This is a genomic window from Microbacterium enclense, from assembly GCF_001456955.1.
Lineage (GTDB): Bacteria > Actinomycetota > Actinomycetes > Actinomycetales > Microbacteriaceae > Microbacterium > Microbacterium enclense.
The window spans coordinates 465328-480790 of the sequence record NZ_KQ758468.1; the positions used below are offsets into that span (position 1 = coordinate 465328).

A 15463-nucleotide genomic window follows, 5' to 3' on the forward strand; every position below is an offset into this window, starting at 1 on the left:
TGCGCCGATCTCGACTTGAGGGTGGGCCCTGCCGGGATCGAACCGACGACATCCACGGTGTAAACGTGGCGCTCTACCAGCTGAGCTAAAGGCCCTGGATGCGACGAGTCTACCGGGCGTCACGCGAACGCCCGGCCGACGGCCGGTCTCCGCGCAGTACGCGGAACCATGCGGGGAGCAGGAAACGCGGGAGCCAGAACATCGCGACCACACTGACGACGAGCAGAACCGCCGCGACCACGCAGAGAACGAGGAAGGCGAGACGCGAGTACGGCTGGGCGAGCAAGCCGACGGTGGCCGCGGCGAACGCGAAACCGAGCCACAGCCAGGCGAAACCCATCGTCGACCCGTACCCGCGACGGACGCTGATCCAGCCTTTCCAGCGCCCGGAGTAGGCGAGCGTACCGAGAAGGAGGAAGACGACGCTTCCGAGGATGCCGCCGGTCATCGGCTGCAGAGCGGAGCGAGTGGATCAGGCACGGCCGGCGTTCCTTCCTCGAGGGTCCGAGCGTCCAGGCTACCCAGCACCGCCGATGTCCCACCCCCGGGGTAGCGTGGAACCCGTGAATGCCGATCCCGCCGACCAGCGCAAACTGCTCGACCTCGCCGACCTCGACGCGCGGATCCACCGCGACCAGAAGGTCGCCGCCAACCCGCCCCAGGCGGAGCGCGTGCGCGAGTTGATCGCCCAGCGCTCGACCCTGTCGCAAGAGCTGGGTGCCCGCGCCAACGCGCGCGACGACATCACCGCCGAACTGAAGCGTCTCGAGTCCGACGTGGCCGTCGTCGACGCCCGCATCGCGCGCGACACCGAGCGCCTCGCCGCGTCGTCGAACGCCAAGCAGGCACAGGGCTTCGAGAGCGAGCTGGCCTCGCTTCAGCGCCGCAAGAGCGACCTCGAAGACACCGAGATCGCTTTGATGGAGCGTCTCGAAGCGGCGGATGCCGCCGTCGCCGAGCAAGAGGCGCTGATCGCCGACACCAACGCACAGGGTGCGCAGTTGAGTGCCGAGGCGAAGACGACCGTGGCCGACGCCACCGCGCGTCTCGAGGGCGCACGGCGCGACCGCGACGCCGTCGCCGCCGCCGTTCCGACAGACCTGCTCGCCCTCTACGAGCGCCTGGCGTCCCGCGGCAACGGCGCCGGACTGCTTCGCGCCGGCGCGTGCGAGGCGTGCCGCATGGTGCTGCCGCCCAGCGACCTGGCCACGGTGCGCCGCTCGCAGACCGACGAGGTCGTGTTCTGCCCCGAGTGCGGGGCGATCCTCGTGCGCACCGAAGAATCGCGATGACACCGAGCGGCGGCCGTGGCCTCTGACACGGTCGTCGTCGGACGCACCGCCGCCGGCCGCATGGCCCTCGTCGGCCTCGGCGACCATTCCGCGGCGAGCGAGGTCGATACCGCGGCCCTCGCCGCCGCCGTCGCGGCGCGCGAGAACGACGGCGACGTGCGCTGGGTCTGGGCCGACACCGCGGCCGTCTACCCGCGCCTGCTCGACGCGGGCGTTCGCGTCGCCCGAGCGTGGGACCTCCGGCTCGTGCACGCCATCCTCCACCACGCCCGGACGGTGACCGACGACCACGGCCTCCGCTCAAGCACCGGATGGGATGCCGATGCGGCGGCACCCGTTGACGGTGACACCCTCTTCGACCTGGGCGACGCGGCATCCGGAATCCCCGAAACGGTCGAAGCCGCCGTCGCGGAGTACCACCGTCAGACCGCCGCGATCGCGTCGTCGGAGGCGCCGGGGGCGCTGCGCCTGCTGTGCGCGGCCGAGTCGGCGGGTGCACTGATCGCGGTCGAGCTGCACACGGCGGGCGTGCCGTGGAGCCGCGCCGCCCACGAGCACCTGCTCGAGCGCGAGCTCGGCGCGCGCCGCGGGGGAGGGCTGCCCGCCCGCATCGACCAGACCGCCGCCGTCGTGCGCGCCGCGCTGGACGACCCGGCGGCCTCACTCGACTCGCAGCCTCGGCTGCTGCGGTCGCTGCATCGCGTCGGGCTCATGGTGCAGTCCACCTCCCGCTGGGAGCTCGCCGAGCACGACCACCCCGCCGTCGCGCCCCTCATCGCCTACAAGAAACTCATGCGCCTCTACACGGCCAACGGCTGGGCCTGGCTCGACGAGTGGGTGCGCGACGACCGATTCCGCCCCGTCTACGTCCCCGCCGGCGTGGTCACCGGCCGCTGGGCGTCGTCGGGCGGGGGAGCGCTGCAGATCCCGCGGTCGCTGCGCACGGCCGTCCGCGCCGATCCGGGCTGGACGCTCGTCACCGCCGACGTCGCACAGCTCGAACCGCGCGTTCTCGCCGCGATGGCGCGCGACACGGCGTTGGCCGAGGCGGCATCCGGTCGCGACCTCTACGCCGGCATCGTCGAGCGCGGTGCCGTCGCCAGCCGCGCCGAGGCGAAGCTCGCGATGCTCGGAGCCATGTACGGCGCGACCACCGGCGAGAGCGGGCGACTCCTGCCGCGCCTGCGCCGCACCTTCCCGCGCGCGATGCAGCTCGTCGACGACGCCGCCCGCACGGGCGAGGACGGCGGGGTGGTGCAGACCTGGCTCGGGCGCACGTCTCCGGCCGCGGGGGAGTCGTGGCGCGCGCTGCAGTCGCTCGCCAGCGACGCCGCGGCATCCGGAGTCGACGAGACCCGCGCCCGCCGCTCGGCCCGCGACCGCGGGCGCTTCACCCGCAACTTCGTCGTTCAGGGCACGGCCGCCGAGTGGGCTCTCGCCTGGCTGGCCGACCTGCGCGCGCGCCTCGCCGCCCTCCCCGAAGTGGATGCCACACGCGCGGCGCCCGCGTCGGGACCGGTGTTCCAGCGCCGGCCGCACCTGGCGTTCTTCCTGCACGACGAGATCGTCGTGCACACGCCGCTCGAGCACGCGGATGCCGTGGCCGACGCGGTGCGGGAGTCCGCGGCATCCGCGGGTCGGCTGTTGTTCGGGACGTTCCCGATCGACTTCCCGCTCGACCTGCGCATCGGCGAGACGGCCGAGAAGGGCTGAGGGCACGCGAGATCTGCCGGATGCCATCGGCGCCGCCGCGTAGACTGGCGGATGCGAATGGGTCGGCTGGACGGTCGCGTCACGGGTTCGCCCGTGCCGAGGAACGTCCGGGCTCCACAGGGCAGGACGGTGGGTAACACCCACCCGGAGCAATCCGCGAGACAGTGCCACAGAGAGCAGACCGCCTCATCGGTCCCTGAGCTTGTCGAAGGGCCGTCGGGGTAAGGGTGAAAGGGTGGTGTAAGAGACCACCGGGGGTCGTGGTGACACGACCCGCCAGGTAAACCTCGTCCGGAGCAAGGCCAGACAGGGGATGACGACGCGGCTCGCCGAGTCCCCGGGTAGGCCGCTGGAGCGGCACGGCAACGTGTCGCCGAGAGAGATGACCGTCCACGGGACCCTAAGGGCCCCCGGACAGAACCCGGCGTACAGGCCGGCCCATTCGCCCCGCCATCCCGAGCCGTCGAGCACTTACGCGGGTCCCCCGGAGCGCGCCCGCAGCAGGCCGTTCATGCCGCCGATGACGAAGCCCCACCCCACGGCGAACAGCGCGATCGCACCGGCCAGCCACAACACGACCTCGGGCCATCCGCCGAACGCCGACCCGAAATCCGCGTTCCGGTCGAAGAGAAGACCGAGCCCTGCGCCCCACGTCGACCCCAGCGCGACGACGGCCGACGCCATCGCCTGGGCGAAAGCGCAGGCGCCGAGGGCCACGCCGACCATCCCGAACACCACCAGCAGTACGCCACCCCAGACGCACCGTCGACTCATGCCGGCCAGCCTAGGCGAGGGCCCGCGCCGCACCGCGAACCTGCGCATCCCCGCGAACCAACCCGATCGGCGCTCCGCACCGAATACCCATCGACCCTCCCGCTGGCCCCCTGCCTCGGGAGGGTCGCCTCGTCTCGGCGGGTGAGACGTCTGCGTCTGCCGTCCACCCCCGGGTGAATGTCGGAGTTATGTTCTACCATCGACCACGGCCGGGGAAGGGGTCCGGTGCATGGGGTCGACGAGAGTCAGCGACGAGATGGTCGCGCGGGTGCTGGCATCCATCGCCCCTTGCACACTGCAGCCCGAGACGTGGGGCGCCCGACCCATCGAGTGGTACTCGCGGAAGCGTCCCGTGTGGGCGTGGGTGACGTGGCCGAACCGCGCCGCCACCCGGGAGCCGGCGTGGGCAACCGGCGGCAACGACCGTGTGGTCATGCTCGAGGTGCCGTGCGAGGGCGGGCACTGGGCGCCCGTCGTGTGGCGCAACGCGGTCAGCGTGCGCCGCGTCGACGAAGCGGCCTGATTCGCCGGGCGGCGAGCGTGACGCACGCGGGGCGCCGGCGGCATTCGACGGCGCCGGCCGGGCCTACTTCACCGCGGGCAGGGCCTCCGGAACGGGAACGGCGAGGGAGGCCGCGCCGATGATGCCCGCGTTGTTGCGGTGCTTCGCCGGGACGATCGGCGCACGCAGCTTCAGCAGCGGCAGGAAGTGCTCGGAGTGCTTCGACACGCCCCCGCCGACGACGATCAGGTCGGGGCTGAAGAGGAACTCGACGTAGTCGTAGTACCACTGCAGGCGCTTGGCCCACTTGTCCCACGACAGCTCCTCGCGCTCCAGCGCGGAGTAGGCGGCGAAGTGCTCGGCATCCTTCTTGTGACCGGCGCGCTGGAGGTGCCCGAGCTCGCTGTTGGGCACGAGCACACCGTCGTAGATCATGGCCGAGCCGATGCCGGTGCCGAGGGTGGTCAGGATGACGAGCCCCTCGACGCCCTTCGCCGCGCCGTACCGCACCTCGGCGATGCCGGCGACGTCGGCGTCGTTGGCGAAATGGATGCCACGCGAGAGGCCGTCTTCGAAGAATTTCTCGGCCTCGAAGCCGATCCACGACTTCGACACGTTGGCCGCCGATAGCGTCTTGCCGCTCTTCACGATGGCCGGGAAGGCGACGCCCAGCGGCAGGTCGGCGGGAGCTTCGAGGGTCTCGAGCACCTGGCGCACCGCGGTCAGGACGTCGGCGGGCTCGGCTCCGGCGGGGGTCGCGACCTTCACGCGGTCGCTGATGAGCTCCCCGGCATCCAGGTCGACGATTCCGGCCTTGATGCCGGTTCCGCCGATGTCCACTCCGACCGCACGAGACGCATTCGTTGCCATACCCCTCAGCCTATCCAGCCGTACGGTCGGCATCAGTAGGATCGGGGGAGCACCGGCGGTTCACGCCGAGACGCGAGACCCACGTGAGGAGCATCGTGAGCGACGACAACACGAAGTACTGGTACAACCTCGAGACCGGCCAGGTCGAGCAGGGGTACGAGTCGCCCGCGATCGACCGCGCCGGTCCCTTCGACACCGCCGAGGAGGCGGCCAACGCGCCGCAGCTCTTCAAGGAGCGCTCGAAGAAGTGGGCCGAAGATGAAGCGAACGACGACTGGGGCTCCGGCTCCGCCCGCTGACCGCACCGATACGAGGGATGACGATGGACAAGCAGCGTGATTTCGTCCTGCGCACGATCGAGGAGCGCGGCGTCAAGTTCGTGCGCCTGTGGTTCACCGACGTGGTGGGAACGCTCAAGTCGGTGGCCATCGCCCCGGCCGAGGTCGAGGGGGCGTTCACCGAGGGGCTCGGCTTCGACGGGTCGGCGATCGAGGGCCTGACCCGTTCGTACGAGTCCGACCTGCTCGCACACCCCGACCCCACGACGTTCCAGGTGCTTCCCTGGCGCGGGGAGATCGACCCGACGGCGCGCATGTTCTGCGACATCACCACACCCGACGGTCAGCCGGCCGTGGCCGACCCGCGCCACGTGCTCAAGCGCACGCTCGCCAAGGCCGCCGACGCCGGGTTCACGTTCTACACGCACCCCGAGATCGAGTTCTACCTGCTGAAGTCGTCGCAGCTCGGCGCCGACGGACGCCCCCAGCCCGTCGACTCGGCCGGCTACTTCGACAACGTCCCCGGGGGCACGGCGCACGACTTCCGCCGCCGTTCGGTGCGCATGCTCGAAGACCTCGGCATCTCGGTCGAGTTCAGCCACCACGAGGGCGGCCCCGGCCAGAACGAGATCGACCTGCGCTACGCCGACGCGCTCACCACGGCCGACAACATCATGACGTTCCGCACCGTCGTGAAAGAGGTCGCGATCGAGCAGGGCGTCTACGCGACCTTCATGCCCAAGCCGATCAGCGGCCAGCCGGGTAGCGGCATGCACACGCACCTGTCGCTCTTCGAGGGTGACATGAACGCGTTCTACGAAGAGGGCGCGCAGTACCAGCTGTCGAAGGTCGGCCGTCATTTCATCGCGGGCCTGCTGCGTCACGCCAACGAGATCTCGGCGGTGACGAACCAGTTCGTCAACTCGTACAAGCGCCTCTGGGGCGGCGACGAGGCGCCCAGCTTCATCTGCTGGGGTCACAACAACCGCTCGGCCCTGGTGCGCGTGCCGCTGTACAAGCCCAATAAGGGCCAGTCCACCCGCGTGGAGTACCGCGCGCTCGACTCGGCGGCCAACCCGTACCTGTCGTACGCGCTCATGCTCGCGGCGGGCCTGAAGGGCATCGAAGAGGAGTACGAGCTCCCCGCCGAGGCCGAAGACAACGTCTGGTCGCTCAGCGACGCCGAACGCCGTGCTCTCGGCTACGCGCCTCTGCCCGCGAGCCTCGACCACGCTCTCGAGTACCTCGAGGAGTCCGAGCTCGTCGCCGAGACGCTGGGCGAGACGGTCTTCAAGTACGTGCTGCTCAACAAGCGTCGCGAGTGGCAGCAGTACCGCGCCCAGGTGACGCCGTTCGAGCTCGCGAGCAACCTCGAAGCACTCTGACGGTCGACCGATGAGCTCGGGCGACCGCTCCACCGCGCTCACCGCGCTCGCTCGCACCGGCTTCTCCCGGCTCGCCGAGGCCGACACGCTCCTCGGCGAGCTCGAGCAGACCGTCGGTGTCGACAGGGCGGGTGCCATGCAGTCGGCGCAGCGCGTCGCCGACCCCGACGGCGCTCTCCGTGCCATTCTGCAGGTGGCCCGTCGCGACGTCGCCGCGGTGCGCGCGGCGGCCGCCGACGCGGGCGCGTGGCGAGCGCTCTGGGATCTCGTCGGCGCCTCCGACGGCTTCGCCGAGTTCTACCTGCGGCACCCCGACGAGCTCGCGCACCTCTCGGGAGCGGGACTCACCCTCCCCGACGAGCAGACGATGCGCGCCGAGCTGCTGGCATCCGTCGGTGATGTCGACGGCTTCGCCGCCGATGGGACGGATGCCGCGTGGGTCGCCCTGCGGGTGCGGTACCGCCGTCTGCTGGCCCGCATCGCCGCCTACGACCTCGGTCAGGACGACCCGGCCGGCGCCATCGACGTCGTCTCGGCCGCGCTCGCCGACATCGCCGGTGCCGCCCTCGAAGCCTCGCTGAGCGTCGCACGAACGCGCGTGTCGACGCCCGGACCGGGCGCCTTCCCGCGCGCGCAGGTCGAGGCCACGCGCTTCGCGATCATCGCCATGGGCAAGACCGGCGCGCGCGAGCTCAACTACGTCAGCGATGTCGACGTCATCTTCGTGGGCGGCACGGCCGACCAGGAGGTCGTGTCGGAGGCACGGGCGATCGACATCGGCACCCGCCTCGCGGTCCAGACCATGCGCGGCATCTCGAGCCCCGAGATCGAACCTCCGCTCTGGGAGGTCGATCCGAACCTCCGCCCCGAGGGCAAGCAGGGCGCGCTCGTGCGCACTCTCGCCTCGCACCGGCAGTACTACGACCGCTGGGCGAAGAGCTGGGAGTTCCAGGCGCTGCTGAAGGCGCGGGCGATCGCCGGCGATCCCGTGCTCGGCGCCGAATACGTGGCGGCGGTGCAGCCGCTCGTCTGGCACAGCGCGGCGCGCGAGAACTTCGTCGAGGGCGTGCAGCGCATGCGCGAGCGCGTGACCGAGCACATCCCCGCGGGAGAGGTGAACCGCCAGCTCAAGCTCGGGCCCGGCGGCATCCGCGACGTCGAGTTCACCGTGCAGCTGCTGCAGCTCGTGCACGGTCTGACGGATGAGCGCATCCGTCAGCGCGGCAGTCTGGAGGCGCTCGACGCCCTGGTGGCCGAGGGGTACATCGGGCGGTCCGAGGCCGAGGCCTTTGGCCGTGACTACCGCCTCCTGCGCCTGCTGGAGCATCGCCTGCAGCTGCGGGGTCTGCGCCGCACGGCTCTGCTGCCCGAGAAAGACGACGACCTACGGGTGCTCGCGCGGGCGACAGGCCTGGCCGACTCGGCATCCGGGGTCCAGGCCGCGTGGGAGAGCATCAAACGCGAGGTGCGCGACATCCACGTGCGCCTGTTCTACCGGCCGCTGCTGTCGGCGGTGGCGTCGCTGCCCGAGGGGGAGCGGACGCTGTCGACCGAGCAGGCGCGCGACCGCCTCGCGGCGATCGGCTTCCGCGACCCCGCGGGTGCTCTGCGTCACATCGCGGCCCTGACGAGCGGTCTGAGCCGCAAGGCGACGATCCAGCGGCATCTCATGCCGGTCATGATCCGGTGGTTCGCCGACGGCGTCGACCCCGATTACGGCCTGCTCGTTTTCCGCCGCATCAGCGAGCGGCTGGGCAACACCCCGTGGTTCCTGCGTATGCTGCGCGACTCCGCCGGGGCCGCGGAGAGCCTCACCCGGGTGCTGTCGGGTTCGCGGTACATCGGCGAGCTCATGGAATGGATCCCCGAATCCGTCGCCTGGCTCGACGACGACGCGCTCCTGCGCCCCCGCTCCGGGAAGGCCCTCGAAGAAGAGGCGCGGGCGATCCAGACCCGCTGGCAGAACATCGACGACGCCATGCGATCGGTGCGGGCGCTTCGCCGCCGCGAGATGCTGCGCGTGGCGATGGCCGCCGTCCTCGGCACGGTATCCCTGGAGGAACTCGCCGACGCGCTGTCGACCATCACCGAGGTCACGATTCAAGCGACCCTGCGCGCGGTGCGGCGCGTGGTCGTTCCCCCCGAAGACGACGACCTGGACTTCGCGGTCATAGCCATGGGACGTTTCGGCGGGCGGGAGATGGGCTTCGGGTCGGATGCCGACGTCATGTACGTCTACCGCGCGAACGGCGTCGACCCGCAGCGTGCGAGCCAGCTGGCGCTGAAGCTGGTGGCGGGCCTCCGCGAGCACTCCGAGGACCATCGCCTGCCCCTCGACCTCGACGCCGAACTGCGACCCGAGGGCCGCAGCGGTCCGCTCGCCCGCTCGATCGAGGCGTACGCGGAGTACTACCGACGCTGGTCGCTGTCGTGGGAGGCCCAGGCGCTGCTCCGAGCGCGCGGCGTGGCCGGTAGCGTGAAGCTCATCCGGGCGTTCATGGACCTCGCCGACGAGGTGCGCTACCCCGAGTCGGCCGACCAGAACGGCCTGCGCGAGATCCGCCGCATCAAGGCCCGCGTCGAGAACGAGCGTCTGCCGCAGGGTGCCGATCCCGCCCGCCACCTGAAACTCGGGCCGGGGTCGCTCAGCGACGTCGAGTGGCTCGTGCAGCTGCTGCAGCTGCAGCACGCCCGGGCCGTGCCGGCGATGCGCACGACCTCCACCCTCGCCGCGCTCGACGCCGCGGTGCAGGCGGGCGTCGTCGAGGCCGATGCGGCGCAGAAGCTCGCGGCGGCCTGGCACCTGGCGAGCCGGCTGCGGTCGGCGAACACGCTGCTGTCGGGCCAGACGAGCGACGTGCTCCCCGCCGACCGGGTGCGGCTCGACGGGATCGGGCGCATCCTGGAGTACCCGCCTCGCTCCGCCACGCGCGTCGAGGAGGACTACCTCGGTGCGACGCGGCGCGCCCGACGGGTGTTCGACAAGCTGTTCTACGGCTGAGCCGGCCCACGCTTCGCCGGGATGACGGATGCCGGACGCCGTGGCATCCGCACAGCCCGAAGCCGTCGACTCGACGCCCCGGCATCCCTCACCGTCACGACATCAGACGCTCGCGAACCTCGCGCCGAAGCACCTTGCCGATGAGCGAGCGCGGCAGCTCATCGACGACGACGATGCGCCGCGGCACCTTGTAGGCGGCCAGCCGCGTCTTGCAGAAGTCGCGTACGGCCTCGGGTTCGATCTCGACACCGTCGCGCACGACGATCGCCGCGGCCACGTCTTCTCCGCCGCGGGGCTTGGGGAGCGCCACGACCGCTGCCGCGTCGATGTCGGGATGCGAGACGAGGACGTCTTCCACCTCGCTCGGCGCGACGTTGAACCCGCCCGTGATGATGATCTCTTTCAGCCGATCGACGATCGTCACGAACCCGTCGGACGAGACCGTCGCGATGTCTCCCGTGCGGAGCCACCCGCCGGGAAGGAGCGTGTCGGCGGTGTCGGCGGGTCGCTGCCAGTAGCCCTGGAAGACCTGGGGACCGCGCAGAAGCAGCTCGCCCGCCTCGCCCAGCGCGCGGTCGACGGAGGGGTTCTCGGGGTCGACGACACGGATCTCGGTGCTGGGGAACGGCACGCCGACCGTGCCCGGCCGCCGTGAGGGGCCGATGGGATTGCCGAGCGCGACGGGGGAGGACTCGGTCATGCCGTACCCCTCGACGAGGAGGCCGCCGGTGGCCTGCTCCCAGCGGTCGACGGTGGCGACCGGCAGGCTCATCGCCCCCGAGATCGCGAACCGCACGGTGGTCAGGTCGATCGTGCCCCGTGCGGCCGCGCGGGCGAGCTGGTCGTAGATCGGCGGCACCGCCGGCAGGAACGTCGGGGGGCTCTTCTTCGCCGCGGTGACGACGAGGTCGAGGTCGTACTTCGGAAACAGCACGAGCTTCGCCCCGATGCTCATCGCGAACGTCAGGCACAGGGTCAGACCGTAGGCGTGGAAGAGCGGCAGCACGCCGTAGAACGTCTCTTCACCGTCGTGGAGGCCGGGAACCCAGGCGCGGCCCTGCATCGCGTTCGCGCGCAGGTTGGCATGTGTGAGGATCGCTCCCTTGGGAGTACCGGTCGTGCCGCTGGTGTACTGCAGCAGAGCGATGTCGTCGAGCCGGGGCCCGGAGTGCTTCTTCGACAGGCGACCGTGCGTCGACAACGCCTTCCAGCGAGACGGTCGTTTCGACGTGGGCGCCGCGGTGAGCTGCGCGCGGGCCTGCCGTGCCTTCGCCACCGGGAGGCGCAGGGCGAGACGCTTGCCCAGCGGGAACGCCTCCGTGATGTCGACACTCACGATGTGCTCGAGCGCCAGGTCGGAGGGGAAGTCCGCGACGGTGTCGGCCAGCTTGTCCCACACGACGGCGAACCGAGCGCCGTGGTCTTCGAACTGGTGACGCAGTTCGCGGGCCGTGTAGAGCGGGTTGTGCTCGATCACGATCGCGCCGAGGCGGAGCGCCGCGTAGAACGCGACGACGTGCTGCGGACAGTTGGGCAGCACGAGGGCGACCCGGTCGCCGGCCCGCACGCCCAGACGGCGCAACCCCTCAGCGGCCCGTGCGACCTGATCTCCGAGCTCGACGTACGTCGTCGATGCGCCGAAGAACTCGAGCGCGACCTTCTTGCCGTACGTCGCGACCGAGGCCGCCAGCATCTCGGGAAGCGTTTGCGAGGGATCCTCGATCTCGAGCGGCACCCCCTCGGCGTACGACGTCGACCACGGGCGCGAGGCGTAGGGGGAGTCCGGCATGACTCCATCCTTCCAAGCCCCTCCGACATCGCAACGGCGCTTGACCGGAGCCGTGCCGGTCGTCTGCTTCGATGGGGACGTGGCCTATCGCGCGCTGACCGAGACCGATCTGTCCACCTCGCCCGACTGGTGGGAGGGACGCATGCTGGCGCAGGACCTCTGGCGGGGAGACGAGACGCGCTCGGCCGTCGCTCTCGAGGGCGGCGAGATCGTCGGCGCGGGGGCGATCTGGTTGTCGCGCGTGCATGACGATCGGTTCTGGCTCGAGGTGGTCGTGCACCCCGCACATCGCCGGCGCGGGGTGGGTTCGGGGATGGTGCGCCATCTCGCATCCCTGCGCTGTCGCGACCTCCCGTTCGCGGCGCGAGGATACGTCGGCGACGAGTCGCTGCGTTTCGCCGACGCCCTCGGTGCGACGACGGTGCAGGTGGTCCCTCCCGTGCGGGTGGATCTGAAGATGCGCGACGCGCTGCGCTCCGATTCCCGCGTGCAACCCCTCGCCGGAGTCGACCGCTCCCGGGTCGAGGCGGCCCACGCCGACATGTATCGCTGGGTCCACGAGTCGTGGAGTCCCGTCCGTGACGGTTTCGCCGACGCGCTCAACGAGGACCTGTGGAACGAGATCGACGTCGACGCGTCGTCGGTCGCCGTCGACTCCGCCGGTGGCATCCTGGCACTGTCCTTGGTCTTCGTCGACAGCGATCCGGCGCTCGTCGTCACCGAGACCACCTCGCGTGCGCAACCCGATGGCGAGCTCCTCGTCGAAGGGTGCGTGCGCCGGTCGCTCGACCGGCTGGCCGATCGCGGACACGCCCGCGTCGACTTCGACGGGCACGTGAGCGACCCTCACTTCGTGCCCACGCTGACGCGTCTGCAGCCGGTCGGCCGGTGGTTCCGGCTGGTCGAGATCCCCGCGGACTGAGCACCCCTCGCGCGGCTCGCACGATCGGCCTAGCCTGTCGGACATGTGCCGCAACATCGTTCCCCTGCACAACTTCACGCCCCCGGCGACGGATGCCGAATGCCACGACGCCGCGCTGCAGTTCGTTCGCAAGATCGTCGGGACCACGACCCCGTCGCGGGCGAATCAGGCGGTGTTCGATCGCGCCGTCACCGAGATCACGGCATCCGTTCGCGTGCTCCTCGATGACCTCGTCACCGCCGCGCCCCCGAAAGTCCGCGAGGTCGAGGCGGCGAAGCGCCAAGCGCGCTCAGCGGAGCGTTACGAGGCGATCCGGGTGTTCCAGGAGCAGAAGCGAGCCGAACGGGCCGGGTAGAACCTGCTCACCCCTCTTCGAAGCGCTCGAACAGGGGAGTGGCGTCGGGGCTCTCGAGATCCGGGATGCCCGTGTCCTCGGGCACCGCGGTCAGCGGGCCGCGCAGCTGGTCGAGGATCCCCGCGGCGTCGCCCGGCTCGCACGTTGAGGTAGCGCGAATCTCGAGCACGTCGACCGTGCCCTCCGCCGCCACGCCCGGCAGCAGATCGACGTCGAGGCGGGCCACCCTCGCCTCCGGCTTGCCGGCCACGATGACGACGTTGTCGATGCCCTCTCCATAGGTGGGAGAGGGGGCAATCTGCCACCCGTTGGCGCCTATCCACGAACTCAGCTCCGCCATGCGCTCAGGCCCCTGACCATCGAAGGAGAAACCCTGCGGCAGTTTCCGCCGCAGGAAGAACTGGTAGCCGTCGCCGCACGACTCCGGAACGTCGCCGTACTCGCCGACACGCCATTCGCCGTCGAAAAGGTGCTTCTGCACGTCGGCCACCGCCGTTTTGAACTCGAGGTTGACCGCCTTCGCCTCCTCGAAGCTCGCGGCGCCGGTCGACGTTGCGTTCGGGGTTCCACTGGGGGACACCTGCGGACTTCCACATCCGGTCAGAACGGTGGCGGCGAGTATCGTACTCGCGACGAATGCAGGGAATGAGCCCCGCCTGCGTAGAATCACCGGTCGGCTCCTGTCGTGTCGAGTGCTCTCCGCAGGCCGACCACGAAGTGCTTGAACGATTCCGCCGACGGATCGAGGTAACCCGTCTGCTCGACGGGCTCGTACTGCGGCACAGGTGAGCCGTCGATGCCGACGCTCCATCCGACGAACCCGTTCTTGACGCTTCTGCGGGCATCGTGGCTATCAGCCGGCTCAACGTAGTCACCGCGCGGCGATCCCCTCGCCCTGAACGACGCCCCGTAAGAACCGAACGACTGCACCCCGGGGAACGTCGTGCGGAGGCACCGTAAACACCTTACGGGGCCGCCTCCTCCCGCGAAGGGTAGCCAGCGCGCACGTCGAGAACGGACGACGCCCGCCCCCGCGAAACGGCGGGGACGGGCGTCGACGTGATGCTGAGGCGATCAGACCCCGAAGTACAGCTCGTACTCGAAGGGGTGCGGGCGCTGAGCCATCGGCTGGATCTCGTTCTCGATCTTGTACTCGATCCAGGTGTCGATGAGCTCCTGAGTGAAGACGCCACCGGCGAGCAGGAACTCGTGGTCGGCGCGCAGGGCCTCGAGCGAGTCGAGCAGCGAGTTCGGAACCTGCGGGATGTTCGCGGCCTCTTCGGCGGGGAGCTCGTAGAGGTCCTTGTCGACGGGCTCGTGGGGCTCGATGCGGTTCTTGATGCCGTCGATGCCGGCCATCAGCTGGGCGGCGAACGCGAGGTACGGGTTGCCCGAGGCGTCGGGGGCGCGGAATTCGATGCGCTTGGCCTTGGGGTTGGTGCCCGTGATCGGGATACGGATGGCCGCGGAGCGGTTACCGGCCGAGTACACCAGGTTCACCGGCGCCTCGAAGCCCTTCACCAGACGGTGGTAGCTGTTGAGGGTCGGGTTGGTGAAGGCGAGGACGGCGGGCGCGTGCGCCAGCAGACCACCGATGTACCAGCGGGCGATGTCGGAGAGCCCGCCGTAGCCGGTCTCGTCGTAGAACAGCGGCTTGCCGTCGTTCCACAGCGACTGGTGGGTGTGCATGCCGGAGCCGTTGTCACCGAAGAGCGGCTTGGGCATGAAGGTCGCGACCTTGCCCCAGAGCTCGGCGGTGTTCTTGACGATGTACTTGAACTTCAGGATGTCGTCGGCCGCGTGCAGCATCGTGTCGAAGCGGTAGTTGATCTCCTGCTGACCACCGGTGCCGACCTCGTGGTGCGAGCGCTCGAGGGCGAAGCCCGCCTCGATCAGCTTCAGCGTGATGTCGTCGCGCAGGTCGGCCGTCTTGTCGACGGGGGAGACCGGGAAGTAGCCGCCCTTGTAGGGGGTCTTGTTGGCGAGGTTTCCGCCCTCTTCGACGCGGCCGGTGTTCCAGGCGCCCTCTTCGGAGTCGACCGAGAAGAAGCTCGAGTTCTGCTTCACTTCGTAACGGACGTCGTCGAAGATGTAGAACTCGGCCTCGGGGGCGAAGAACGCGGTGTCGGCGATGCCGGTGGAGGCGAGGTACTTCTCGGCCTTCTTGGCGACCTGACGCGGGTCCTTCGAGTAGATCTCACCGTTGCGCGGGTTGTAGATGTCGAAGATCATCACGAGGGTCTTGGCCTCGCGGAACTGGTCGACGTACGCCGTGGTCACGTCGGGGATCAGCTGCATGTCCGACTCGTGGATGTTCGCGAACCCGCGGATCGACGAGCCATCGAACAGCTGTCCGACGGTGAAGAACTCCTCGTCGACGGTCGAGGCGGGGATGTTGAAGTGCTGCTGCACACCAGGAAGGTCCGTGAAACGGATGTCGAGGAACTTGACGTCCTCGTCCTGGATGAACTTGAGCACCTCGGACGAATCTTTGAACATGAAGACTCCAGAGGTAGAACATTCGGGATCGGCGGGCCTCGCCCAGCCTCCTCGACCCTATACAGAACCGGTGTCTCGGCGAT

General features: G+C 69.9%; 14 protein-coding genes, 1 tRNA gene and 1 other RNA gene. 9 read left to right on the forward strand and 7 right to left on the reverse strand.

Annotation, left to right across the window (positions count from 1 at the left end; all coding sequences use genetic code 11):
• Positions 1-22 precede the first annotated feature (22 nt).
• Together AS029_RS05610 and AS029_RS05615 are read right to left on the reverse strand one after the other, a co-directional pair.
• Positions 23-95 (reverse strand) — tRNA-Val (locus AS029_RS05610).
• A gap of 14 nt (positions 96-109) precedes the next feature.
• Positions 110-448: a hypothetical protein gene (locus AS029_RS05615; protein ID WP_058231583.1), complete on the reverse strand. Its 339-nt coding sequence runs from the start codon at positions 446-448 to the stop codon at positions 110-112.
• 115 nt (positions 449-563) lie between these two features.
• Between AS029_RS05615 and AS029_RS05620 the strand changes: the two genes are divergently transcribed.
• The 3 genes from AS029_RS05620 to rnpB all read left to right on the forward strand — a co-directional run bounded on the left by AS029_RS05620 (position 564) and on the right by rnpB (position 3450).
• Positions 564-1292: a zinc ribbon domain-containing protein gene (locus AS029_RS05620; protein ID WP_058231584.1), complete on the forward strand. Its 729-nt coding sequence runs from the start codon at positions 564-566 to the stop codon at positions 1290-1292.
• Positions 1293-1307: 15 nt separating this feature from the next.
• Positions 1308-3005: a bifunctional 3'-5' exonuclease/DNA polymerase gene (locus tag AS029_RS05625; RefSeq protein ID WP_228375885.1), complete on the forward strand. Its 1698-nt coding sequence runs from the start codon at positions 1308-1310 to the stop codon at positions 3003-3005.
• Between the two features lie 58 nt (positions 3006-3063).
• An RNA gene (gene rnpB / locus AS029_RS05865) (RNase P RNA component class A) lies at positions 3064-3450 on the forward strand.
• A gap of 26 nt (positions 3451-3476) precedes the next feature.
• On the opposite strand, the gene AS029_RS05630 is transcribed toward rnpB, so the two are convergent.
• A complete protein-coding gene (locus AS029_RS05630) occupies positions 3477-3779 on the reverse strand; it encodes a hypothetical protein (protein WP_139168025.1) in 303 nt (100 codons plus the stop codon).
• Between the two features lie 229 nt (positions 3780-4008).
• On the opposite strand from AS029_RS05630, the gene AS029_RS05635 reads away from it, so the two are divergent.
• Entirely contained in the window at positions 4009-4302 is a 294-nt protein-coding gene (locus AS029_RS05635) for a hypothetical protein (RefSeq protein WP_139168026.1), read from the forward strand.
• 63 nt (positions 4303-4365) lie between these two features.
• Here the strand turns inward: AS029_RS05635 and ppgK are convergent, their stop codons facing one another.
• Positions 4366-5151 (reverse strand): polyphosphate--glucose phosphotransferase, encoded by a 786-nt coding sequence (ppgK, locus tag AS029_RS05640; RefSeq protein WP_058231587.1) that lies wholly within the window; start codon positions 5149-5151, stop codon positions 4366-4368.
• A gap of 95 nt (positions 5152-5246) precedes the next feature.
• Here ppgK and AS029_RS05645 point away from each other — a divergent pair, with 95 nt between their 5' ends.
• The 3 genes from AS029_RS05645 to AS029_RS05655 are packed head-to-tail and all read left to right on the forward strand — an operon-like array spanning position 5247 to position 9815.
• The gene (locus tag AS029_RS05645) at positions 5247-5450 is read left to right on the forward strand and encodes a hypothetical protein (protein ID WP_058231588.1); all 204 of its coding nucleotides are present in this window, start codon (positions 5247-5249) and stop codon (positions 5448-5450) included.
• Between the two features lie 23 nt (positions 5451-5473).
• Entirely contained in the window at positions 5474-6814 is a 1341-nt protein-coding gene (gene glnA, locus AS029_RS05650) for a type I glutamate--ammonia ligase (RefSeq protein WP_058231674.1), read from the forward strand.
• Between the two features lie 10 nt (positions 6815-6824).
• Positions 6825-9815, forward strand: a complete 2991-nt coding sequence (locus AS029_RS05655) for a bifunctional [glutamine synthetase] adenylyltransferase/[glutamine synthetase]-adenylyl-L-tyrosine phosphorylase (protein ID WP_058231589.1) — start codon at positions 6825-6827, stop codon at positions 9813-9815.
• 94 nt (positions 9816-9909) lie between these two features.
• On the opposite strand, the gene AS029_RS05660 is transcribed toward AS029_RS05655, so the two are convergent.
• Positions 9910-11604: a long-chain-fatty-acid--CoA ligase gene (locus AS029_RS05660; RefSeq protein WP_058231590.1), complete on the reverse strand. Its 1695-nt coding sequence runs from the start codon at positions 11602-11604 to the stop codon at positions 9910-9912.
• A gap of 79 nt (positions 11605-11683) precedes the next feature.
• Here AS029_RS05660 and AS029_RS05665 point away from each other — a divergent pair, with 79 nt between their 5' ends.
• Positions 11684-12526, forward strand: a complete 843-nt coding sequence (locus tag AS029_RS05665) for a GNAT family N-acetyltransferase (RefSeq protein WP_058231675.1) — start codon at positions 11684-11686, stop codon at positions 12524-12526.
• Positions 12527-12569: 43 nt separating this feature from the next.
• On the forward strand, positions 12570-12881 hold the full coding sequence (locus tag AS029_RS05670) for a DUF2277 domain-containing protein (protein WP_058231591.1): 312 nt from the start codon (positions 12570-12572) through the stop codon (positions 12879-12881).
• A gap of 7 nt (positions 12882-12888) precedes the next feature.
• On the opposite strand, the gene AS029_RS05675 is transcribed toward AS029_RS05670, so the two are convergent.
• Together AS029_RS05675 and glnA (AS029_RS05680) are read right to left on the reverse strand one after the other, a co-directional pair.
• Positions 12889-13461 (reverse strand): hypothetical protein, encoded by a 573-nt coding sequence (locus tag AS029_RS05675; protein WP_058231592.1) that lies wholly within the window; start codon positions 13459-13461, stop codon positions 12889-12891.
• Between the two features lie 494 nt (positions 13462-13955).
• Entirely contained in the window at positions 13956-15380 is a 1425-nt protein-coding gene (gene glnA / locus AS029_RS05680) for a type I glutamate--ammonia ligase (protein ID WP_058231593.1), read from the reverse strand.
• Positions 15381-15463: the final 83 nt, after the last annotated feature.